19 protein-coding genes are annotated in these 24,856 nt (G+C 35.4%); 7 read left to right on the top strand and 12 right to left on the bottom strand.

What is annotated here, in order from left to right:
* From C6H08_RS05030 to C6H08_RS05020, 3 genes are all read left to right on the top strand, one after another.
* A partial coding sequence (locus tag C6H08_RS05030) for an SLAC1 family transporter (RefSeq protein WP_459178054.1) occupies positions 1-494 on the top strand: 494 nt, incomplete at its 5' end.
* Positions 495-573: 79 nt separating this feature from the next.
* Entirely contained in the window at positions 574-894 is a 321-nt protein-coding gene (gene cutA, locus C6H08_RS05025) for a divalent-cation tolerance protein CutA (protein WP_034580089.1), read from the top strand.
* A 224-nt stretch (positions 895-1,118) separates the two neighbouring features.
* Positions 1,119-1,904 carry a MetQ/NlpA family ABC transporter substrate-binding protein gene (locus C6H08_RS05020; RefSeq protein WP_034564173.1) on the top strand — a complete coding sequence of 262 codons (786 nt, stop codon included), beginning with the start codon at positions 1,119-1,121 and terminating at the stop codon, positions 1,902-1,904.
* A 263-nt stretch (positions 1,905-2,167) separates the two neighbouring features.
* Here C6H08_RS05020 and C6H08_RS05015 read toward each other — a convergent pair whose 3' ends face one another.
* The 4 genes from C6H08_RS05015 to C6H08_RS05000 form a co-directional block, all read right to left on the bottom strand.
* The gene (locus C6H08_RS05015; protein ID WP_034580090.1) at positions 2,168-3,523 is read right to left on the bottom strand and encodes an L-serine ammonia-lyase; all 1,356 of its coding nucleotides are present in this window, start codon (positions 3,521-3,523) and stop codon (positions 2,168-2,170) included.
* Between the two features lie 24 nt (positions 3,524-3,547).
* Positions 3,548-4,798 (bottom strand): aromatic amino acid transport family protein, encoded by a 1,251-nt coding sequence (locus C6H08_RS05010; protein ID WP_034580091.1) that lies wholly within the window; start codon positions 4,796-4,798, stop codon positions 3,548-3,550.
* 855 nt (positions 4,799-5,653) lie between these two features.
* Positions 5,654-7,000, bottom strand: a complete 1,347-nt coding sequence (locus tag C6H08_RS05005) for a (Fe-S)-binding protein (RefSeq protein ID WP_052092868.1) — start codon at positions 6,998-7,000, stop codon at positions 5,654-5,656.
* Positions 7,001-7,511: 511 nt separating this feature from the next.
* Positions 7,512-8,243, bottom strand: coding sequence for a (Fe-S)-binding protein (locus C6H08_RS05000; RefSeq protein WP_034564177.1), 732 nt, complete (start codon positions 8,241-8,243; stop codon positions 7,512-7,514).
* A 365-nt stretch (positions 8,244-8,608) separates the two neighbouring features.
* Here C6H08_RS05000 and C6H08_RS04995 point away from each other — a divergent pair, with 365 nt between their 5' ends.
* The 3 genes from C6H08_RS04995 (at position 8,609) to acs (ending at position 11,868) form a co-directional block, all read left to right on the top strand.
* Positions 8,609-9,058, top strand: coding sequence for a hypothetical protein (locus C6H08_RS04995; protein WP_077389983.1), 450 nt, complete (start codon positions 8,609-8,611; stop codon positions 9,056-9,058).
* Positions 9,040-9,492, top strand: a complete 453-nt coding sequence (locus C6H08_RS04990) for a DUF268 domain-containing protein (RefSeq protein ID WP_077389979.1) — start codon at positions 9,040-9,042, stop codon at positions 9,490-9,492. Before C6H08_RS04995 ends, C6H08_RS04990 begins: the two co-directional genes overlap by 19 nt.
* 384 nt (positions 9,493-9,876) lie before the next feature.
* Complete coding sequence (gene acs, locus C6H08_RS04985) at positions 9,877-11,868, top strand: acetate--CoA ligase (protein WP_034580092.1); 1,992 nt, start codon at positions 9,877-9,879, stop codon at positions 11,866-11,868.
* Positions 11,869-12,364: 496 nt separating this feature from the next.
* On the opposite strand, the gene C6H08_RS04980 is transcribed toward acs, so the two are convergent.
* Together C6H08_RS04980 and C6H08_RS04975 are read right to left on the bottom strand one after the other, a co-directional pair.
* Complete coding sequence (locus C6H08_RS04980) at positions 12,365-13,003, bottom strand: hypothetical protein (RefSeq protein WP_104686125.1); 639 nt, start codon at positions 13,001-13,003, stop codon at positions 12,365-12,367.
* A gap of 1,198 nt (positions 13,004-14,201) precedes the next feature.
* Positions 14,202-15,089 (bottom strand): tRNA 2-thiocytidine biosynthesis TtcA family protein, encoded by an 888-nt coding sequence (locus C6H08_RS04975; RefSeq protein WP_080732166.1) that lies wholly within the window; start codon positions 15,087-15,089, stop codon positions 14,202-14,204.
* 358 nt (positions 15,090-15,447) lie between these two features.
* Here C6H08_RS04975 and rsmH point away from each other — a divergent pair, with 358 nt between their 5' ends.
* On the top strand, positions 15,448-16,437 hold the full coding sequence (gene rsmH, locus C6H08_RS04970) for a 16S rRNA (cytosine(1402)-N(4))-methyltransferase RsmH (RefSeq protein ID WP_034563506.1): 990 nt from the start codon (positions 15,448-15,450) through the stop codon (positions 16,435-16,437).
* Between the two features lie 355 nt (positions 16,438-16,792).
* Here the strand turns inward: rsmH and C6H08_RS04965 are convergent, their stop codons facing one another.
* The 6 genes from C6H08_RS04965 to C6H08_RS11900 form a co-directional block, all read right to left on the bottom strand.
* On the bottom strand, positions 16,793-17,467 hold the full coding sequence (locus tag C6H08_RS04965) for a ferritin family protein (RefSeq protein WP_034563504.1): 675 nt from the start codon (positions 17,465-17,467) through the stop codon (positions 16,793-16,795).
* Positions 17,468-17,594: 127 nt separating this feature from the next.
* Entirely contained in the window at positions 17,595-18,311 is a 717-nt protein-coding gene (gene ruvX, locus C6H08_RS12535) for a Holliday junction resolvase RuvX (RefSeq protein WP_052100023.1), read from the bottom strand.
* 3 nt (positions 18,312-18,314) lie between these two features.
* Complete coding sequence (locus tag C6H08_RS04955; RefSeq protein WP_034580094.1) at positions 18,315-19,613, bottom strand: MiaB/RimO family radical SAM methylthiotransferase; 1,299 nt, start codon at positions 19,611-19,613, stop codon at positions 18,315-18,317.
* Between the two features lie 155 nt (positions 19,614-19,768).
* A complete protein-coding gene (locus C6H08_RS04950) occupies positions 19,769-20,194 on the bottom strand; it encodes a universal stress protein (RefSeq protein WP_004087801.1) in 426 nt (141 codons plus the stop codon).
* Between the two features lie 168 nt (positions 20,195-20,362).
* Complete coding sequence (locus C6H08_RS04945; RefSeq protein ID WP_034563499.1) at positions 20,363-21,835, bottom strand: Na+/H+ antiporter family protein; 1,473 nt, start codon at positions 21,833-21,835, stop codon at positions 20,363-20,365.
* Positions 21,836-22,160: 325 nt separating this feature from the next.
* On the bottom strand, positions 22,161-24,856 hold a 2,696-nt coding region (locus C6H08_RS11900; protein WP_459178053.1), incomplete at its 5' end, for an LPD3 domain-containing protein.

Here is a 24,856-nt window from a genome sequence, read left to right as displayed (position 1 = left end):
AAGTTCTTTATGAAATCTTTGTAGGCAACTTAATCGTTCCTTTAAGTGGTGGCTTAATCAACGCTCCAAAGGAATTATTACTCTTTTTCTTCTCTATCGGTTGCTTTTTTTGGATTCTGCTAAGTGCGATGATTATGCAGCGGCTTATCTTTGAGCAGAGTTTGGAATCTAAATTTATCCCCACACTTTTTATTTTTATCGCCCCACCTAGCATTTTTGTTGTGGATTTTCATAGTCTTTTTGGAGTTCATAATGCTTTAAGCTTTATGGGCTTTAATGTGGCGTTGTTTTTCGTGCTATTGCTTTTAAGTCTGGGTAATATCTTTACTAAGCTAAACTTTGCGCCATCGTGGTGGGCTTTTACCTTTCCGCTGTGTGCCTTTGGGATAGCGAGTTTTGATTTATATATGATTGAATTTAAATGTTTTTATGGACTTTTAGGGATTTTGGGGCTTGTAATGGCATTTTTTTGCGGTAGTATTTATCTCATATAAGACTTTAAGGGCTGTTGTGAGCGGAGCAATTTTTAGGGAATAGGCTATAATGCTTTAATATTTTTACAAAAGGAAGTTTATGCTAATTATCCACACCACAACGCCCACAAAAAAGGAAGCAAAAAATCTCATTAAGATTCTTTTAGAATCTCGCCTTGTTGCCTGTGGGCAGTATTTTAAGATAAAAAGTCATTATGTTTGGAAAGATTCAAAAGGCAAAAGGAAGCTTTGCAAGGATAAGGAATATTTGCTGATTTTAAAAACCTTGCCAGAATGTTATGAAAAAATACAATCTTTAATCCACTCTCATCATAGCTACGAAGTCCCGGAGATACTATCCCTTGAAGCAAAGGCTGAAAATGCGTATAATGCGTGGCTTGTTGAGAATCTTAGCTTATAAGCAAGTGTTAAATATCACAAGTCTTTGCATAATCTCTATATCAAACAAGGGGTAAAATATGGCAAAAAACAACAACAGAATCTAAAATTGTAACAAAATAAGATTCTATAACCTTATTTTTCATATATGTATCTTAAAGTAATGTAGCGTTTGTAAAATTTGCATGAAGTAAATCTTGGTTTTTGTGCTAGAATATACGCTTATTTTATTATTAAGGAGCAGTTATGAGAAAATTTGTAAGCACAAGCATATTAGTTGCAGGTTTAGCTTTAGGTTCATTACAAACAATGTTTGCAGGAGAGGTGAAAGTGGGGGCTACACCTGTGCCACATGCTGCGATTTTAAAGTCAGTTATCCCTATGTTAGATAAAAAAGGAGTTCAGCTAAAAATCGTGGAATTTACAGACTATGTAACGCCAAATCTAGCCCTTGCAGACAAATCTTTAGATGCAAACTTTATGCAGCATTTGCCCTACCTTGAAAAGATTAATAAGGATAAAAATCTCAATCTAGTAAGTGTTGGACAAGTGCATGTAGAGCCACTTGGTGTGTATTCAAAGAAGCTAAAAAAGCTTGATGAAATACAAAGTGGTGCAAAGATTGCTATCCCTTCTGACCCTACAAATGCGGCAAGGGCTTTGATACTTTTACATAATAATGGCGTGATTGTGCTAAAAGACCCTAAGAATCTAACCGCAACACTGCGTGATATTAAGAAGAATCCAAAGAAGCTAAAGATAATGACAGCAGAAGCAGCTCTTTTACCTAAAATGCTTGATGATGTAGCATTTGCTGTGATTAATGGTAACTTTGCTATGCAAAATGGCTTATCAAGCAAGGATACAATCGCTATTGAAGATTCTCGCTCACCTTATGCTAATATCCTTGTAGTGCGTGCTGGTGATGAAAATAAAGCAGATATTTTAGAGTTGAAAAAAGTACTACAAAGCCCAGAGGTAAAGAAATTTATAGAAGATACTTATAAAGGTGAAGTTGTCCCTGCGTTTTAATCTATATGGGTTTTTATTCAAAACCTAACTAGCAACATAGGGGCTATAAGTTTACACCCTTAAATAGCCTTAAAAGGAAGTCTTGCTACATTTATACATAGAGACTTAGAGTTGCAGATAAGATTCTAAGTCTAGCTTCCTTACAGCAAAACACTTAAAAAAGCACGATATAACTATTTACGCATTCTCTAAAACATTAGATTCTATAACTCTTAGCAGCTAAAAAATATGAAAAACTTCATAATAGAATCTTGAATCAAATATTAACACACGCTTGAGAGTGTTTTTGCTAAACCGCCGAGTGAAGTTTCTCTATATTTTGCATTCATGTCTTTGCCTGTTTGATACATTGTCTTAATCACTTCATCAAGGCTTACAATCGGTATGCTTTTTCTTGTCATTGCCATGCGAGCCGCTGAAATCGCCTTAATCGCACCAAATGCGTTTCTCTCAATACAAGGAATCTGCACTAGCCCACCAACAGGATCGCAAGTAAGCCCTAAATGATGCTCCATTGCCATTTCTGCGGCATTACATGCGACTCTTGCTTCTGCTCCAAGCACACTTGCCATTGCTGCTGCTGCCATAGAGCTTGCCGAGCCTATTTCTGCTTGACAGCCTGCTTCTGCACCGCTTATACTTGCATTTTTCTTGTAAAATGAGCCAATAAGCATGGCAGTGAGTAAAAAGTCGATCGCCTCTTTATCACCAAATCCTATTGTATGATTCTTAAGATACAACATAACAGCAGGTATAACCGCACATGCACCATTTGTGGGGGCGGTAACGACTTTTGCACCGCTGCCATTTTCTTCAGCAATCGCTATTGCATATAGCGAGATGAAATCGATTATACCCATAGGGTCTGTTGTGGCTTTCACTCTTTCATACAGTCCTTTTGCGCGTCTGCGTAAATGAAGCTTTCCGGGTAGATACTCTTGCGTAGGATTTGTGCCATTTTCATACACTTCCTGCATAACCTGCCAAATCTCAAGGCAATATGCCCTTATGTATTCTTCTGTGTTAAATTGCAATTCATACATCAGTGAGAGTTGTGCGAGATTAACCTGCTTTTCATCGCATAGATACAAGGCTTTTGTAGCATTTTCAATACTCATATCTATATTATTAGAATCTGATTCCATATCGCCTTCTTTTAATTCCTCTTCAGTCTTTACAAAACCACCGCCAACAGAATAATAAATTTGACTTGCAATCTCTTTATTATGAGAATCAAAGGCTTTTATACACATGCCATTTTCATGTAACTCTAAAAAGTCATTAGAAAAGATAATATCTCTATCATAAGAGAATGCAATCTCTTTTTTACCACAAAGATTGAGTATATTTTGATTTAATGCTTTTTCATTTATCTCTGCTTGCAGGCTTGCTTTTAACGATCTTGCCTCCACATTGCTTAACCCCCAAATCACCGCCCTATCAGTTAAATGCCCTCTGCCTGTAAGTGATAGAGAGCCATAAAGGCTTACTTCGACTCGTTCTACATCTTGCAACACAGAATCTAGCTTTTTACAAAAAAGATTCCCTGCTATTAATGGACCTAAAGTATGCGATGATGATGGTCCTACACCGATTTTAAAAATATTTAAATTACTCATGAAATCCCCTTTCTACTTTAGTCTTTATAGCAATCCATGAATTGCCGCTGAAATTGCTATAAGCCCCATAACTACGATAAACCCATCACAAATTGGATTTCTAAATCTCTTTAACACATCAAATTTATAAATACAATATACAGGCATGATAAATAGCAAGATAGCAAGCACAGGACCGCCAATAGATTCTATAATACCAATGACACTAGGATTTTTATATGCCACATACCATGCGATAAGAAAGGTAAATATACCGGTGAGTGTGTTTGCAAGCTTGCCAGTAATTTTTCCATTTGATGCCTTATAAAGCACACCATTTAAGCCCTCTTGTGAGCCTAAATAATGCCCCAAAAAGCTCTTACTCATAGCAATCAACGCAACAATAGGCGATACATACGCAAGAAATGTAGCTTCTGGATATTTATTTGCGATATAAGTAAGAATATTTACATTTTCTGCTTTAGCGTTTGCAAAGTCTTGCGGACTAAGGCATAACGCACATGAAAATACAAAAAACATAACCACCACAACCATCATAATAACCGCATAAGAAATAATTTGTGAAGACTTCTTCTCCGCACAATCAGGGTATCTCTCCTTACAATGACATGCAAGTGAAGAAATAATCGGCGAGTGATTAAAGCTAAACACTAAGATAGGGAAAACGAGCCAAAGTGTAAGCCAAAAGTTTGAGCCTTTCATATCTGCGACAACAGAATCTAGGCTAAGATGTGCAAACAAAGCCCCATTCCAGTGTGGTATAAGAAAAAGTGAAATCGCAATAAGGATTAATACAAAAGGAAATACAAGCATACTCATCGCTTTTGTAACGATATTAGACCCAGAGATAGACACAAGCACGAGTAATGCGACAATTATAAATGAGCTTATAAGCCTGTTTGGCGCGTCTAAATGCAGCTGATTGACAAAAAACTGCTCTAATGTTGTTGTGAGGTTTGCACTATATACAAGCAAAATAGGTAAAATCGCACAAAAATACAAAAGTGTAACCAAAAAGCCACCGCCCCTGCCAAAGTAAGTTTCAGCAACAAAAGTGATATCATCACTAGGTTTATCGCTACCAAGCACAAAGCGACAAAGCCCTCTGTGGGCTAAATAAGTCATAGGATAAGCCAATATCAAAATCACAAAAAGTGGTATCAGCCCACCCAAACCAGCATTAATAGGCAATAGCAAAACGCCAGCCCCAATCGCCGTGCCAAAAAGACTAAGCACCCAAATCATATCTTCTTTGTAAAACCTTATCATATCCACTTCTCCCTTAAGATAAATGTAGAAAGTATTATAATGCGTTTTATTCGATTTTATCCGTTTAATGTGGCAAAATTTCGTTTTTATTGCATATTGTGGCAATCCTTATAATATTTATTTTTTAAAAAACATGCGGTATAGAAACGCTTTGAGACTATCGTTGAAATTTAGATTCTAATTATCATGTTAGGAGTAAGCAAACACTAATACTGGGATTTAAAAAGATTCACCTCCAGATTCATACCAATATTATAAGATTTCTTGTGTCTCATTCGTTCCTAAATTATGTATATTTTATACGACTTTTTGACTTCTTGTTCGCTATTACCATTGTATTCCCTCACCACACACCTAGCTTTTTATTCTTTTAGTTTTTTTTTGCATTCCTTGAAATTATTCGCATGTAGGAGAAAGAAAGGAGTAGCACCGCACAAAAACGCCTGTGCTTTATCATATCCTTATTTACATTTTTTAATCCTATAGACTAGCCCTTGTCTTACACTACAACAATTAGATAAAGCTAAAATTCTATAAAAAACAAACATCAAGCTAAGTTTTATATCCTTATGTATATATAATCACGCTTTATTTTGTCATTATGAATACAATAAAACAATCTATATATAACGCTAAGCATAAATATAAAACCTAAAAACTTAAACTTCACACCTATAAACATTTATCTAAACAGACAACAAAGGACAGAAATGAGCATAAAGACTTTGGTTTTGTTGATATTTAGCCTAAAAATTACAGTCAGCGAAAATAAAATTCAGTCTTATAATACAATTGCTTCAACATATTTCATTATCCCCACTACCAATAATTCTAAATTTCATATGAGCTAGGATATAATTATCACAACCCCAAATTCTCTGCAATCAACTCCAAAGGGTGTTTAAAACTCACACTAACATTATTTCTAGCCATAGAATCATCTATTTGCATACGACATGCACTGCATTCTGCACTTACGATCTCTGCCCCACTTTGCTTAATATTTAACGCCTTTTTATCGCCTACTGATTTTGCAAGATCATATTTTTCACTCTGGATTGTAACCCCGCCAAAGCCACAGCATACATTGCAGTCTTTCATCTCTTTTAGCTTAAAATTTTGCAAAAGTTTTCGTGGCTCTTGATAGATTTTTAGCACTTTTCTAGCATGGCATGGATCATGATAGGTTATACTTCTCTCTTCTTTTTTAGAATCTTTTAATAGCTCATTTAGCTGCGTCCTATCGTGCAGCCATTTGCTTGCCATATAGGTCTTTTTCTCTAGAATCTTTAGCTTTTCAATATACTCGCTATTACCGATACCATGCGTTTCACTCTCAATCTCTAAGGCATTGCCCCAATCATGCAAAAGCATAGCCGCACAAGTCGCCTCTGGCACTAGCAGGGCTTCTAAGTCATCAAGCAGGGGCAAAAGATAGTCAAGATTTTTTTTAATAAGCTTTGTGGTATTGCAAATATCACCACTAAAAAATGCAGGCGCACCACAGCACTCCTGCCCCTTTGGCACAAGGGTATCAATGCCTAGTCTATCTAGAATCTTTAGCAAACTCACACCGACATTCTTATAGTTATAATTACTCAAGCAACCAATGTAAATGCCTACTTTGCGTTTTTTATCGCTTGATTTTTGCTTTGATTCTATAAGTCCATTATGCGTCTGCAAAAAGCTTTTTGCATGAAATGGCATGATGGCTCTATCACCTATCTTTGGGAGTTTAAAACGCATTTTTTTAAAGCCATTTTGCGTTTTAAAAAGGCATGGATTAAAGTAATAGCCCATTGAAAAGACTATATTTAGCACACTTCTTTTACCAAGCAGATAAAACATGATCTTTTTATACAGCGGGATTCCATACTTTTTAGCAATATCCACGCGAGTTCTTTGTATCACCACATCAACAGGCAGGTGCATGGGACATTGCTCCACGCAGCTTGTGCAAAGAAAGCATGATTCTATAGAATCTTTTAGCTGCTTATCAAGCAATAATCGCCCTTTTGCATAGGCATTTGCTAAGTCAAGATAACCACGCGGAGAAGTTATCTCATCTCTATTTACACCATAAATCGTGCATGTTGGGACACATTTAGCACATTTGACGCAACTCAAGGCACTTTTTTCTAAAATGCTTGGGTGTTTTGTTTGTGTAGTGGTTTGATTAAGTTTTGTTATCTCATTTTGACTTGACACATGCTTCCTTTATATTTAATGCGTGGATTCTAAAATATTTTAGTTAATGTGTTATTTGAGTGAGAGAATATTAGTTTGGAATTTATGGTTATTTGAATGTTTATATTTTAGTTTATATTTAGCAATCAATCTCGATTCTACCTATAAGCCATTATGAAAATTTGTGTGCTCACATGGTTTCAATAAAACTAAAAAACCAAATAAACCAAGATTTTATAAGGCTTAGACACATCATTTAGTGACAAAAGCAACATGTTGCTATACCTAATATATAGGTATAGGTATGTGATAAAACATTTATAAATGGGAGTTTAAGTTTAAAAAACTAACCCTACAAATTTAAACCTATTTAAGAATATAGTTAAATACCAATAGAATATCTAAATACAGATTATTTGGCAGTTTAAAATAAAGATAGGAATAAATACTGCATACTCACATTCATTAATCATCAAAAAAACTAAATTCTAGACATACACTCCCATCTATCTTAAATAACCCCAAACCCTTATTATGCTATCCCCACGCGTTTTGCAAGGAAATCATAAAGATGCATAGATTGGATATCCACGCCCATTTTTGCCATAGCCCCACTGATATTCATAAGGCAACCCGCATCAGCAGATACTAGGCAATCAATATTTCTAGCCTGTATATCAGCAATCTTTTCGCTTACCATAGCATGACTTATCTCTGGTTCTTTCACACTAAAAGTCCCACCAAATCCACAACACTCTTCTTCTCTCTCAAGCTCTACAAGCTCCACATTGCTAAGGCTTCTTAAGAGATTTTTAGCACTTGTTATACATTTTGCAACACGCAAGGCATGGCAGTTTGAATGCCATGTGATTTTTATTGGTGCGCCGACATCAAAGTATCTTACCTGCAACACTTTATCTAAATATTCGCTTAACTCATAGATTCTAGAACTAAATTGTTTGACTTCTTCTTCATATTTCGTGCCACAAAAAAGCTCTTTATAATCCTCTCTCATCATACCAGCACACGAACCACTAGGGATTATAATGGGATAATCGCCCTTAAAAAGCTCTAAATTGTGTAATACTACCTCTTTTGTTTCATCATAATAACCACTATTATAGCTTGGCTGTCCGCAACATGTCTGGTCTTTTTTAAAAATCACTTCCACACCCTCTTTTTGCAAGAGCTGCATTGCATGCAAACAAGTATCAGCATAAGCAGCCGCACCCAAACAAGTCGCAAAAAAATACACTTTTTTCATACACATTCCTTTCACACTATCTTTACATGGCTAGATTCTAACCTTAATTTTGTGAGTTTATAGAGAATCATATTGTTTTTACAATATGGATATGAAAAATGTTTATTAAGGTTACATGCTGTGTAACTTATGGTTTTTAGTTTTGCTGTGATTGCAATAAAACTTAATAGAAAAATAATTACAATGACTCATAAATTAATAATCTATTTGAAACTCTAAGATGTAGTGAAATGGGTTTTATTTTGATAGATAATTTACGCAATTACACACCCCTAATGTAATGGCGTGGGCTAACAAGAGACATCCATAAAATCATTTTTGTGCTACAATTAGCATTTTTATTTATTAAAAAACAAAGGATTATTATGCCATGGTGGTTGGTAAAACAAATACGAAGAGCAGTGAGAAAGATAGCGCGAAAAGTTGGGGCAGTATCGCCTTATGATTTTTATGATTGGCGAGTGCCTTGGGCAAGCAAGAAAGATATACAGCAAGATAGGGAGCGTTACAATGCGTTAAATACTGATGGAAGATTTGTCATAGATTCTAAAAATGAATATATTGTTCGCGATCTTAAATACATTAATACAGAACATGGGATCAGCTATATTCCAACTTATGTGAGGGATTTGTGGGGAGCAAAGCAAGTGTATAAACATAAGCCTTCAAGCCATTATGATTGTGGGTCAAGCTTTTGTGGTTTCACTACACTGCTTATACCTATGGGAATAAATATTGTGCTTATTGATATTCGAGATTTAACAGATAGATTCAATACTTCGCTATTTAAAGATATATGGGGGGGGGGGGGGTAAGTTGCCTTCAATCCGACATAACAACACTGCATGGCATAGAAGATAATAGCATTGAATCTTTTTCAATCATGGGTGCACTTGATGGCTTTGGGCTTGGCATGTATGGAGAACCTATTAATCCAGATGCGTGGCGACTTGCATTATTATCAGTTCAAAGAGTGCTAAAGAATGGTGGTAGATTTTATCTGGCTGCACAGATTGGCAAACAAGACAAATTGCGTTTTAATGCAGGTAGAATCTTTAGACTAAATACAATTTGTGATACGCTTAAAGAAATGTCTCTCAACGAGTTGCATTTCCTTAAAGGGCATGATTTAGATACTTACCCCTGCATATATCAGAAAGATGGTAAGACTATTACAGATGATTCCAATCTCCATTTTTTATGTAATCAAGATTCTGCAACAGCACTGATGATATTTCAAAAATTATAAGAAGTTGTTGAAAAATTTGAATGTAAGAAACAAAAATAAACAAAATACATATAGGTGCATATACTCTTTAGTGTTGTGCCTAAACACCATGCATTTTGTTTATGCTGTAATTTATGACACTTTAATATTTTATACACTATGTTGCAAATGAACAATCATGCTGACGCACCAAACAGGACTTTGACACATTTTATGTCTCAAAAAATGAGTTTTTTTGGAATATTTGATACATTTTTGTGCTTTTCATTATAAATTTCATGGGTATAAAAGTAACAATATCTTACTTTTAGTTTTTTTCATTGTTAATTAAGTTGCATTTTTTTGAATTTGAGATTATATTAAATTAATCAAGTGTTAATAAGAAACACGGATAAGGAGAACATAATGCAAAATATTGATGAAGACAAGGCGTTTGCAAAGCAGATATTTAAACCAAACAGAGAGTTTGCCAAACAAGCACGAATTAAAAATATGTGTGAATATGAGGACTTGTGCTATGAGGCGGATACTGATTATGAGGGCTTTTGGGCGAAACAAGCTAGAGAAAAGATTCACTGGTTTAAAGACTTTGATCGTGTTTTAAATGATGATAATGCCCCGTTTTATAAATGGTTTGAGGGTGGTAAGCTAAATGTTTCTTATCAGTGTATTGATAGACATTTAAAGACAAAGAAAAACAAAGTAGCTATCATTTTTGAAGGCGAAATGGGTGATTATAAGGTTATTACTTACCGTAAGCTTTACACAGAAGTCAATAAAACTGCAAATTTGCTGAAAAATCACTTTGACATTAAAAAAGGCGATAGGGTCGTGCTCTACATGCCTATGATTCCAGAAGTAGCCATTGTTATGCTTGCATGTGCTAGAATCGGGGCTATTCATAGCGTTGTATTTGGTGGATTTAGCCTAGAAGCATTAAGGGATAGAATCCAAGATGCAGGGGCAAAGCTAGTGGTTACTGCTGATGGTGCGTTTAGAAAAGGAAAGCCCTATATGCTAAAACCAGCAGTAGATAAGGCGTTGGAAGATAATGCCTGTCCTAGTGTGAAAAAGGTGCTTGTAGTAACGCGTAATGATTGCGATATAAACTATGTGATAGGCAGGGACTACTCATATAATGAGATGGTAGCCCATGAAAAAAGCACATTTGATCCAGAACCTATGGACTCAGAAGATCCGCTATTCCTGCTTTATACAAGCGGTAGCACGGGTAAGCCAAAAGGCGTGCAGCATAGCAGTGCGGGCTATATTTTGTATGCACAGATGACTATGGAATGGGTGTTTGATATTAAAGATTCTGATAATTTTTGGTGCACCGCTGATGTTGGGTGGATTACAGGGCATACTTATTTGATTTATGGTCCTTTAGCGTGTGGGGCTACAACTATTATTTATGAGGGAACACTCGCATATCCAAACTATGGCAGATGGTGGCAGATGATAGAAGAATATATGGTAGATAAATTCTATACTTCGCCAACCGCCATTCGCATGTTGCATTCACACGCAGAAAATGAGCCAAAGAATTATGATTTAAGCTCTTTAAAAGTTTTAGGCACAGTGGGTGAGCCTATTAACCCTACCGCATGGAAATGGTTTTATGAAGAGATCGGTGGTAGTAAATGCCCTATCGTTGATACATGGTGGCAGACAGAAACAGGTGGCAATATGATTACCCCACTACCTGGTGCTACACCTATTCGCCCCGGCTGTGCTACTTTGCCACTACCAGGAATCATCGCAGAAGTCTTGCATGAAGATGGGACAAGAGCAGCCCCCGGAGAGCAAGGACTGCTTTGTATCACAAAGCCATGGCCCTCAATGATTCGTGGTATTTGGGGCGATCCAGACAGATATGTGGATAGCTACTTTAAGCAAGTGAAAAAAGATGGCAAACCTGTATATTTCTCAGGCGATGGGGCGATCATTGATGAAAAGGGCTATATCACTATCACAGGTAGAACTGATGATGTTGTGAATGTTAGCGGACATAGAATCGGCACCGCAGAGATTGAATCTGCCATTGCAAAGCATCCAAGTGTCGCAGAAAGTGCATGTGTGAGTAGATTAGATTCTATCACGGGTGAGAGTTTGTTTGCCTACATCGTGCTGCATGAAGGTGTGGTGGATAATACCGCTGAAGAGCTTGAGATTATGAAAGAGATTAATCGCATTTTAAGTAAAGAGATAGGTAATATCGCAAAGCTTGGGGCAGCCCTATTTGTGCCGGGCTTACCAAAAACTAGAAGCGGTAAAATTATGCGTAGAATCTTAAAAGCAATTGCTAGAAATGAGGCAGTTACACAAGATGTAAGCACATTAGAAGACCCACAAATCGTAGAAAAGATAGCACAAATTGCAAAAAATGCAGAGTAGTTTAAAGTAGCTATGAAGTGTTTAATGTATCCCATGCTAAACATGTGGCATTGTGGCAATTCATCATTGTAATTTGTAAATAAGTTTTATTTTCTTAAATTGCAAATAAAGCTAAAGATTTACTGCAATGTCTTATATGTTGTTTTGATGTAATTTAGAATTTATTGCATTTGAGTGAGTGTGGGCTTACAGGGTGTGGAAAATGGAATTTAGTCTCTTGTCATTTTGAGTGTGTAAGCACGAAAAATCGTTTTTAGATTCCATATTAGCTATTTCGCTTCGGTCAACATGACAATTTTTAGACTTTAAATTCCATAAAATCGAAATTCTCTTGGAATTTCTTTAAAGTAAGATTTTTTGTGTCTATCATTTTAAACCCTTTTTATATTTTCTTTTAGCATTTTATGCTATACTTTTAAGACTAAAAAGCTAAACGCAGGATTCGTGAGACCTGCCACCACCTGACTGAGCCTTAAGGCGTAGCTAACCTTACCGCTTACCAGAAATGGAAGATGGGTTCTCCTAGCTTTTTAGCATTTTGTATTTTTAAATCTACTTGTTTTTGCTCCATTAAAATAACACTTCTAATTCTATGTTCTCCATTTATGTTTTGGATTCTAAATGCTACGCTTCCATAATCATTATTAGAATCTTGCAATTTTGCGATAATTAAGGCTTGTTTCTTATCACTTGCTTGTAATCCTATAAAAGCATTTTCAAAAACATAATCGCATAAATCTTTGGCTTCTTGTGGATTGGCAAAGTATTCAGGGTGCTTTTGTGCGAGTTTGACAAAATCGCCTTTTACAACACCACTTAATCCTAAAGTATCTTTTATTTTTTCGTTTGGTTTCACTTGTGCGTTCCTATAAGTTTTTTCTAGCTCTTTTGTAACTTCAAATCGTGGCTCTGTGTATTTTTGCTTATTGATAAGTGGGATTATTCGCTGTGGTTTCTTTTCTAAAAATCTTTTATACCCACTGCTTACCGCTTTACTTCCTACCACCCCACCTAAGAATCCAGCGGCAAACTTAGCAGGATTAAATCCTACAATATTCCCATTCTCATCAGTCTCAATTCCTGCTACACTCCCGCTTATTATTCCACTTCCTAAATGTTGCGGATTAGCATACATGATATTAGGGCTGTTTTCATTAAAGTAGGTATGTGTAGATTCTTTATTTTTTGGTTTAGTCTTAGTGATATTGCCTTTTGTATCTGTATAGCTTCCTTTATTGTCAATACAATATACTTGATTTGATTGCTATCAAAGACTACAAAATTTAAAATTCCTTTTACCTTTGTTCCCAAGACAATAGTATCATAGCCCCCCTACTCCGAAAAAAAACTTTTTAAAAATAAATCTTGTTAAAAAACCTATCTTTAACTCTACTTTTTTTAGTATGCTGTCAGCCTCCTCACCATAAGTTATTTTCCATTTTTGTTTTTCATCTGCTAGATAAATTAGGGTTTTTAATTTTAAAAAACTGCATAAACATACCCCTTACTTTCGATAAAATATTCTGCCATAACTGCTCTATTGGTAAACCCCGCTTATCTTTTGTTGAAATGTGAAGTTTTGTGTCATTCTAATAAATTTTTCGCCTGATTGTCATTGTAGTTAAATTTTACATTATGGTTCTAGCGTTTGTTGTGTCTCAATGTCTTTAGAGTGTAAGAGATCCTCGCCTCTTTTGCAGAATGGTTAGCACGGGACTGTTTTGGTGGTTTCCTCTATATTGTTATCAAATGCTGTTCCCACGCACTTGTTTTCTCTCTACTTGTTAAATCCCTTATCAAGCAGACTTTAAAGCCTTTGGTTCTATATTATCAGTTTCTTCTCTATCTTGTCGTTTCAGCACTTCATCATTTTGCAGACTTTCTATAATTAAAGTGGCTCTTAGCCCGTTATTGTCATAAAAAAATCAGGGTTTTGCTCAATCTTTTTTATAGGCTAAAAACATCACTTGGCTTCTTGACTAGTTTTTGTAAAACCGCATATATTTCACCTTCTTAAATTTTGCAAGTTTCTTACATAAAGTTCTATGTCATTATTGCTTTATGGTCTATTGTATGCTTATCATTGTATACTTATGCAACACTCATAAATTCTTTATAGAAATTATGAAACACAAATGTCTGCCCCACCATTATCTCAAGACACACAAATAAAAATTACGCAGCTGACACTTGTTTAAGGTAGAAATTTTCATTGCTTTTGTCGTGAATATGGGGACAAACTTTATATATCACAAGCCTCCAATCCATACAATACTGCGGTAGATGTGTTTATAGCTCTTGAATGATTATTCGCCTTCTAACACCCTATGTAATCAATCTGTATCCATATACCTTTCATCGCAAAAGCTTTGTGCGTGAATATTACTAAAGGCATTTTTGAGTGATTTAAATAAATTTGGATTTTTAGATTCCAAATCTTTTAATAACTCTTTATTCGCGGCTCTAGCTTTTGGTCGTTTATCCTCTGGTAGCCAGTTTATAGGGCAGTTACAATCAGGTGCGATATAGATATTATTACTTGCGATAAAGTCTATAATCTGCCTTTCACGCACAAAGATAAGCGGACGGATAACGCCCAGTCCATTTTGTGCCTTGTAGTAAGGAGGCATGGAACGTAAGGCACCATTATAGGTGAGATTCATCATAAAGCTTTCTGCGGCATCATCTAAATGATGTGCTAATGCGATTTTATTAAACCCCCTTTCTAACGCCATGCTATAAAGCTCACCGCGTCTCATACGCGAACAAAAAGAGCAATAAATTGTGCCTTCTTTCTTGTGATTCTCAAGTATTTTGAATATTTGTGTGCGATTAAGCTCATAGGGGATATTTAGCTTTTTGCAATACTCAAAGATATACTCATACTCACCACCCCTGCCATAATCAATCGTCATAGCAAGAAACTCAAACTTAAAAGGTGCATGTTTTTGCATATATGCAAAGATAGTTGCAAGTAGCATGGAATCTTTACCGCCACTCAGCCCAAGCAAGATCTTATCACCCTCTTTAATGAGATTATATTTCGCATTTGTGCGACCAACGATATTTAGAATCTTTTTGCTAATTGTTGGATTTTCTTTATTGTCTTTGCGTTTCGTGTTTATTATATGCTGCAGGATTTCTTCATGCTGAAAGGGAGAGAGTTTATTTACCTGTGGATTGCCTTGTATTTGCCATATTGCTTGTTTTGTTGTTTGCATGTTTAGACTTCTTCATATTGTGATTTAAAAGCTGTAAGTGTAGCATAAAAACATATAGAAATGCAGGAAACAATGCAACAACAAGGAATAAGAACCAGCCTTGAGGTAATTTTGCTAAAAAGATTCATAAATCACGCACTAAAAAGGAACTAGAAGTCCTTAATGAAATAAAAAGAGGTTAGCAACACAGCAAAAAAGCATATCAAATACTTACGGAAATGCTAAAATCTAGAATAAAACTATCATAAACATAGCAATATGGAATCTAAAATGATAATATTTCATTGAAATTAGTTTCTAAACCTTATTCAAAGCAATTAGATTCTAAACATAAATACCTTACAATACAGACTAAAAAATGGAAAAACAATGCAAAAAAAAGAACCCACCACATATCCCAGTATTGCTAGAGCATGTGCTTGATACTTTTAATAGAATCTTTCTTTCTACCCATTCACACTATATAGCAAAAAAGTCGCTCATAAAGAATAAAGAAGTGCTTATAGACTGCACGCTAGGCTTTGGTGGCATGAGTAGGGCATTATTAGAGCGGTATCCAAACCTGCATATTATAGGCATTGATAGAGATAGTTATGCGTTGGAGTATAATAGGGAATCTATGGTGAAGTTTGGAGATAGATTCCAAACTAAGCACGGGGATTTTGCGACTTTACTACCACAAATCATCAAAGAGATAGAAGCAAATGGGAAGAAGCTTTGTGGAATCTTAGCGGATATTGGCGTGAGTTCATATCAGCTTGATTCTATTGATCGTGGTTTTAGCTTCCATTCAAACAAGCTTGATATGCGTATGGATAGGACGCAGAGTTTAGATGCGGATATGATTGTAAATACTTATAGTAAATATGAGTTAGAAGAGATTTTTAAAAACTATGGTGAGATAAGGGAGTATAAAAAGCTAGTAAATCTTATCATGCAAGAGCGTCAAAAGGGCAAAATAACTGCTGATAGCTTGCAAAATATCGCATTAAAACTGCATTCAAAAGCCAAAATCCACCCAGCAACGCTTATCTATCAAGCCTTAAGAATTGCTGTGAATGATGAATTAGGACAGCTAAAAAGTCTGCTTCATTCATGTCAAAATCTACATGAAGTTTTGCTTTGCGTAATCTCTTTTCACTCACTTGAAGACAGAATGATTAAGGAATCTTTTAAGCAATTTGCAAAAAGCTGTATATGCGATACCACAAGCTTTAAATGCACTTGCGGGAATAATCATGCCAAAGGATTCTCACTTTATAAAAAACCACTCATAGCAGATAGCAAAGAAATCGCACAAAACAAACGCTCTCGTAGCGCAAAACTTAGGGCTTTTTATTTTGCATAACTATGTTTTGTAGGCTTGGTAAAAACTTGTGTTTTGTTGGGAGATTTGGAATCTTTGGGGAGATTGTGGTTATTTTTCTATTTTAGTGAAGTTGAGATTCTAGATATTAAGTTTGTGGACCCACAAAAGTGGTAAAATTTTAGAATCCAGCATGTTGTCATACCAAGTCTTTAGGCGAAGTATCCAAAAATCTAGAATCTATCAAAACCAAGGTATTTTATCGCTTTCTGTGCGTTTGCGAATTTGTTTGAATCTTACAAATACAATAAATAAGATAACTATCAACCAAAATTCAATACCAAAAGATATTACATCAAACTTTTCAGTATCCTTTCTACCAAACTCCCAAAATAATTTAACAAAAAGATAGCTTCCAAAATAAAACAGCCAAAGGATACTTCTCTTTTCTATAATAAAAGCTAATTCCCGTATATATAAAAATAAAAAAAATAAATGTAGTAATTACAAAACCCACAAACATTATATATAAAGTAGTATCCCAATCTCTATTATTAATCAGCCAATTTGCAATTAATGGTGTTATTATTAAAAGTGCAGCAACTACTAATATGAGTATCACAAAAGATATTATAAGATTTCTTAATAATGTCTTACTACCACTTGCACGATTTAAGCCGATTGTAGCAAATAGCCAAAACAAATAACCAAAAATAAGGCATGTATTGTTTAAAATATCAAATATCGTAGTATCTTCTAAACCAGACTTTTTATATTCCATAAGTGATACAAAGCCAAACAGATTCGATAAAAAATAGAGCGATAAAGCGATAAGAAAATTTCTTCTTATGCTTTTTATATCATCTTGTGCTATTCTACTCCAAAATGAAGCTTTATTAAGTATGAAAATATCTTTTGCCTTATTCTCTTCATCGATTTCAAAATCCACTTGATACCCAGCAAGATTGTGTGAATTATATTCACTTAAATTCACAATATCATCTAAGCTAAATGAATATCTACTGCCATCATCATCACGGATAACACCTAAACCAAGAATTTTACCCTGCATAAATCCACCTTATAAAAAACAAAATTATATCAAAAATAGAATGCAAAGTCTTAAGTAAAACAAGAAAATAATAAACTACACTCAATATCATATAAGCATACAAATATTGATCAACACTAACTTTTATTTATTCTAAATTCTCATTTCCCCCTACCCCATTAGCATTTTTAGTTTGTAATGGATTTGTAAGGCAATTTTCATTTTTAGATTCTGTATGCTTAGATTCCATATCTTTAGATTCAAGCACACTAGTTTCAAATACTCTAGATTCCAATAAGCTAGATTCTACTTTACAATTTTCTATTACGCGATTTTCTAGCATACTAGATTCTATATCAATAGACTCGCACCCTGCCCTATTCTGCTTATCTTCTTTTTTATGGGATAAAGAATTAATCCTTTCTAAATATCGCTCTAGAATCACACATGCACTAATGCTATCTAGCACACCATTTTTTCGTGCATTTTTCCGTTTATTATATCCCCTATCAAGCAGTCTTTCATCTGCCTCTTTACTGCTATATGACTCATCGATATAGACCACTTCTCCGCTAAAATCAATAAGGCTAAGAAAATGGCTAATCCTTTTTCGCATGACTTCATGTCGCCCTGCTCCGCTAGATTCTGTATCTAAATCAGATTCCATACCACCTAAATCACAAGGCATACCAACTACAAGCGTGATTTTACTCATATCGCTTTCATGTGCTAATAGCAAGTTGGCTAAATCTCTACTTGCTTGATTGCGATTTTTCCGCATGATAGGGGCTAAAGGCATAATGATATTTTGCACCACTTTTGCCACACCAAGTCGCTTTAACCCAAAGTCAATACCAAAAATCATGCACTAACCCTGCATCACACTATAATTAAGCCCGACATTATACCGCTCCGCAATCTCGTATTTATCGACACTCACCCACTTGCCCTTTAAATCTAAGTCATCTTTAATAGGCAATATCATCTTATTAAAATACTCATCTAAGCCCACAAAATAGCTAGAATCTCTCTCTTTTATCGCCTTTTTACCCTCTATCAATACGCTTAAAGGCTTTTTAAGATTCTGTCTAAAGACTAGATTTTTTCTCTGCGTTATCGTTGTGATTTTACGCAAACGCTCTTTTGCCACATCGCCTTTTACTTGTGCTAATTTCAATTCATTTTTCGCTGATTTTGTGCCAAATCTAGGGCTATAAATAAAGGGGTGGATATGCGTTAGGGGCAGTTTTTCTAAATTACATATCGCTTCATCAAAAATCTCTTTTGTCTCTCCATAATGCCCTATAATATAATCTGTCCCTAAACTAAAACCTTTACTTGCAATCGCATTAAAAAGCTCTAAATCACGCTCAAAAGTATTCTTTCTATTCATAATCTTTAGCATTGATTCACTTGTATGCTGCAGGGCTATATGCAGATGTCTCTCTAGCTTATTTAACTCTAGAATCTCTAAAAAAGCAGAGTCAATTTGACTTGGCTCAAGGCTGCCTAATCGTATGCGTAAAATACCAGAAATATCATGTATCTTTCGTATAAGTGTCGCAATATGCGTCTTTGTATCAAGCCCATAGCTACCGATATTTGTGCCTGTTAGTATCACTTCTGTAACGCCACTTTGCTCCAAAATCTTAATTTGGTCTAGTATATGGGCTTCACTAAAGCTTCTGGCACTCCCACGCACGCTTGGTATAATGCAATAGCTACACGCGAAATTGCACCCCTCTTGAATCTTAATAAACGCCCTAACCTTCCCCACAACTCTAGGCAAAAGCGTGGTATCAATATGCTTATTTACCCGCTCTTTTGGCAAAAATACTCGATTTTCACTTGATAAAAAGTCATTAATACTCTCTTTATGACTATGTGCAAACACCCCATTTACAAGCCCATTATTAAACAGATTCTCACCAGAGTGCTTTACTCCGCAACCTGTAAAAAGCACCTTTTTTCCCTCACTGCTATACTTTCTTGCATACCCACGCACTTCCCTATCAGCCTTATTTGTTACCGTGCAGGAATTAATGATAATCGTATCTGCTTCTATTTCACTTGCTACGATTTCATGGTTTTTAAGGTTGCTAATCATTACTTGTGTATCATAGAGATTACTTCTACAACCAAAGGTTTTAAAATATACTTTTGCCAAAATATTCCTTAAAGTTTAACTTGTTTTATGTGTTTAACTTGATTTTATTATGTTGCTAAAATTCGTGCTTCTTTACTATCGCCCTACGCTCAAGCAAGATTCTATAACCTCAGAATCTTATCACCCTGCCCTAATTAATGCAAAATCAAGTTTAGCTATTTTGCTACTAAAACCGGTATAGGTGATGAGTTTATAAAGCCATTTTGATGAGAATTAAAGATTCTATGAAGAATTGAAGACTCACTAGCCCCAATCACAAGCAAATCATATTGATCCGCAATCTCAAGCACAACATCAATAGGATTCCCATTTTTTAGAATCTTTTTACACGCAATGCCTTCATTATTAAAGACCTTTGCAAACTCTTGCAAAATCGCATGAGACTCTTCTTCTTGCACATGCTCTAGTGAAGCATAATCCACAATGCCACTTTCTGCTAAAACAATCGTTTCAGGTGTAACATGCAGCAGTGTCAGCTCAATCTCACTGCGTCTTGCAAAAAGCTTTATAATCGTTGGGATAGCCTTGCGACATTCATCTGTATCACTCACACCAAATAGAATCCTTATTGCATCTGCCATAGAAACTCCTTTTTAATAACTCAAAATAACTGCAATTATACACTTTTATAAAGAAGTTTTATACCTAAACTTTATTTACTAGGAATAGCTATTTTGTTTTGTGATTAAATCTTAATTTCATGGTTATAAAAATTACCAATATGTTTTAAAGTGTCTTTATACTATCCCCTAAAGCATCATCGCACCAATCACCCCAGCGACTAAAAGCGGGATATTATACACAAAAAATGTGGGGATACAAGTATCATAAATGTGATTATGCTGTCCGTCCATATTGAGTCCAGAAGTAGGACCCAAAGTGCTATCACTCGCAGGACTTCCCGCATCGCCCAACGCCCCAGCTATGCCAATAAGCAGAATTATCGCAGGGACACTAAAGCCAAGCGAGATTCCAAAAGGCACATAAATTGCCGCAATAATGGGTATCGTCCCAAAGCTCGTCCCAATGCCAATGGTGATTAAAAGCCCCACAAGTAGCATTAAACTCGCCCCTATAAATTTCGCCCATAAAGACGCTCCATTAGAATCTAAAGTCGCAGGATTTGAAGCCATAGTCGCATTAGAATCTAGTCCATTTGAAGCGATAGTATTCATAGCACCATCGCCGACTTGATGTGTGAAGTTTGCCACCACTTGCACGAGATTCTGCACTTCTCCACTTGCACGCAGCACCTCCCCATATCCAGCCGCCACAAGCATAACAAAGGCAATAAACGCCATCATTTTTAGCCCACCCTCCATAACAGAATCTATCTCGCTCCATCTAACCCCTCGTAGCACAATCATACACATAAGCCCAGTAAACGCCCCAATAGCGAGAGAATGCGTAACGAGCTGCACGACAAAAAGCACGATAATGCCAAAAAGTGTCGCATATTCACGCCAACCCATACTCGCATCGCCCATAGAGCATTCCTCTTTTTGTGCGTATTCACGCGGCTTTGCATACAGCACAAACACCGCAAAAAGCAGCCCAAGCAGCATAGCCACCCCACCAATCCACATCACAAAGCTAATTTCACCAAGACTTACAGGCATACCATTTGCCTTCATCTGCTCACTAATAGTCGTGTGAAAAATCAGCCCAAAGCCCACACCAAGCGTTACATAAGGGGCTTGTAACCCAAAAGTAAGCGCACAAGCGACAGCGCGTCTATCAATTTTCAAGCGATTCATAAGGCTTAGAAGCGGGGGGATAAGAATGGGGATAAAAGCGATATGGATCGGCACAAGATTCTGTGAAAAACACGCAATAAGGGCAATGCTAAGGATAAAAACAAATTTTCTATTACTTATCACATTCGCAATGGCAGATAACAAAAAAGTCATTAAATGTGTGCGAGAAATCGCCACGGCAATGCCACCTAGCAAGATATAGCTTAATGCGATATTGAGATTACTTGCCATACCTTTAGTGAAAATCTCACCCGTTGCAGTAGTTTTAAGCAGGAAATATTGCCAGAGCGAAGTGTGTGAAGTCTCATTTAAAGATTCTAAAGGCAAAGATTCTAAAGGTAGTGGAGATAGCCACCCAGCCACAAGCGCGGCTATAATAATAGATAGCAAAACATTTAATCGTAAAACGCACAACACCGCCATAACAAGCACAGATAGCACCACTGCATTTGTGAGAAGAGACATTAGATTCCTTTAGTGAATTAATATGTAGATATTTAAAGAAAATAAAAGTGTGATTATAGCTTATTATTAAAAAGATTTAAAATCTAGGTTTTTTAGATTCTAATTTCTTATGCTTTATATATTAACTCTTTTGTTTCATCTACACTTTTTCCACTTGCCTTTGCTTGTTTTATGATTTCTTGTGGGGTTTGTGGCTTATAGAGTTCATCAACAAGTCCTTTTAGTAAGTTGTATTCATCACTTACTAAAGCTTTTGCATTGTTATCAAAAGCTAGCTATTAAATTATATTTTCTCTCTAATTCTTTGCTTTGTGGCATCTTGCTTTCATATGCGTTTAGCATGTCTTGTTTTTTTGTTTATTAAGCCTTGTGCTAAGACTTGTTGTTCTTGTAACAAAGTATTATAATTCTTTTCTGCATAATCTAAATATTCTCTTACTTTTGGCAGAGAATATTCAACATCATATTTATTTGCGTGATCTAGCCCTTGTTTTACCTCATCTTTCTTCAATCCTATGTCTTTTAATACATGACTAAACTCATCTTTTGCAGTGTTGAATAAGGCTTTGTTTGCTTCTTGTATTTCCTCTTTTGCATAGTGTGAGAGATAATTTGCCATTGGCATGTGTCCATCGTGAAATTCTAGTGCTTTGGGATAAGCTTTAATAAAGTCATCTTTAAAATATTCAAAAGTTTTTAATGGGTCGTTATTATCTTTTGGGGTTTGTGGTATAATGTCGTCAGCATTTGCTGAAGTAGTCTTTTCAGCTTCACTTTGTGAGCTAGGCAAGTCCGTCCTGCGTCTAGCAATGCTTTCATCTCTTTCTAAGGCTGTTAATACCCAGTTTTGTTTTTGTCCCTCAAAATCTTTTCTAATGCTTATAAAAAAGTCGCCATTATCTAGCTTATATCTATTTTCAGTTTCCTTTACAATGGGTAAATCTTGTATCAATTTATCCAATTTATCTAACACTTCAGGGTGATACTCTATAATTTTTGATAATCCCCAGCCATCACTTTTGCCCGTGCCTTTCTCTCCCCACGCTAAAGTTATATCCCCAATGTCATCTCTATGAAATGCTCCTGCTACTTGTCCTTTATACTCGCCTTTAGCTCCGCTTTCTTTATGTGCTTGTGCTTCATTTATGAGTTTTTGTATAGCAGACTCGCCGCTATGATAATGTTCTGCATAGTTTGTGCCAAATTCTTTTATAGGTTTAATGTTTAGCTGTTTTTCTATCAGCTCTCTTGCTAATGGTACATCTTTTATCTCTCTATCTAGTAACTCTTCCCCTCGCATTAACCTAAATACAGTGAAAAGCCTATCTTGTAAAACTCTGTTAGCTTTTCCTGTTTTCTCTAAAAGTTTTTCTACTGATAATAATTTGCCTAAAAGTTCTCGTTGTTTTATATCTGTCTGTTCTAAAAATTTTCCAAAAAACCCAGTTTTTGTGAATGTCAGTTTTTTAACAAATCCAAATTCAGGCTGCTTCATAAATGCAAGGTATCTGCCTAATTTATGGAAATTATCAATGTTAACATCTGCCTTGTTTGCAATATCAATAGAGTCAATATCCTTTTTAAGTATGGCAATGATTTCATTTACTTTAGAATTCCGTTGGTCACTCATCTCAAAGTGAGTATCCCAATATTTTTTATTTACAGAATCAATTTCTTTTGACATCTTTTCAAAAACAGGATTATTTACAATATCCATATATTCTTTAGCAAAAGAGACATATTCATTTATGCTTACATTTTTATCTTTTAAGGCTTTTAGATTCTGTGTTGTAGCTTCCTTATAGTCTTGTTGAGTAAAATTTGGATATTTAGCTAAAAAGGCTTTTTCATCTAAAGTAAAGAAATCATATTGCGTGTTGTATCGCTCTAAAAACTTGTTTTTAGAGTCTTTAAAATAGATATGTGTATTTATATCTCTTTCATTGTAAAACTCTTTCATTATTGGATATTTATCAAATAAAGCACTTACTATTTCTTCATATTTCTCTGTCTCTTGCTTTTCTAAAGTGTTGAGTATTAAGTTGGCTTCATTTGTAAATGTATCAATCTCTGCTTGTTTATTTTCTAATTGCTTTAAACTTTTTAGCATTTCTGCATAATCGTTAGAATCCAAATCGTTTTTTATGCGTTCTGTTAGCTTTTGTGGTATAATGTCGGTATCAGATTTAGCAATATTGATTGGGTTTGCGTCTCCTCCAACGGACTGAGCTTTATCTGCTACTTCTGCTTTAGTTTGGGGCGCGCTAGGGCTTAAGGAAGTAGATTTTAATTCCTCCAATTCTAAGCTATAAATCTTATTTCCTGCTTGATTATTTTCAAATAGCGTAATTTTTGCTTCGGCTTGACTTCCATTTATTTGTAAAGATTTTGTAAATCTGTGCACCGCCTGTATTTCATCTCGTGCCTTTGTATCTGCGTGTGATTCTTTTAATTTACTATTTTCAAATAAACTTTTTAAATCTTGTGCTACTTTAAAGTGTTCATCTCGTGTAAAGCCATTTGCTATGCTTTTATCCACTGCTTTTTTGCTTGATATTTTGCTTAACCCTGTTGTAGAGATTTGTGCGATTATGCCCGTTTCCTTATTAACTATTTCTTTATTAAGATAAGGCATTAATGCTTCTTTTAAATCATTCCTTAAATCTCTTATGCCCTTTGTTTCTTGTGTTGTGTATGTGAAATTAGAATCTATTTCATTATTTAAAGCCTTTTCTTGTGCTTTTATGTTTGGATTAGATTCCATATTTGCGTATAGATTTGTTTCTTTATTGTTCCCATATAGATTTTTTAGTAAATCTGTGTCTTTTATATTGTCATGTTGAGACTTTGAAAAAGTCGAAACATCTTTACTTGCAAAAAGGTTAGATGTTTCGTGCTTCGCACTCAACATGACAGAATCCTTATTTATTTGGGTGTTAGATTCTGTGTGTGGGTTTATAGATTTTTCGCTCTCGCTCAAAATGACAGATTGCGGGTTAATTTTCGCAACTTCTGGCTTAT

Source organism: Helicobacter bilis, assembly GCF_900198365.1.
Taxonomy (GTDB): Bacteria; Campylobacterota; Campylobacteria; order Campylobacterales; family Helicobacteraceae; genus Helicobacter_A; species Helicobacter_A bilis_B.
The sequence above is the reverse complement of the archived record's forward strand: the minus strand, read 5'-3'. Positions and strand labels throughout refer to the sequence as shown.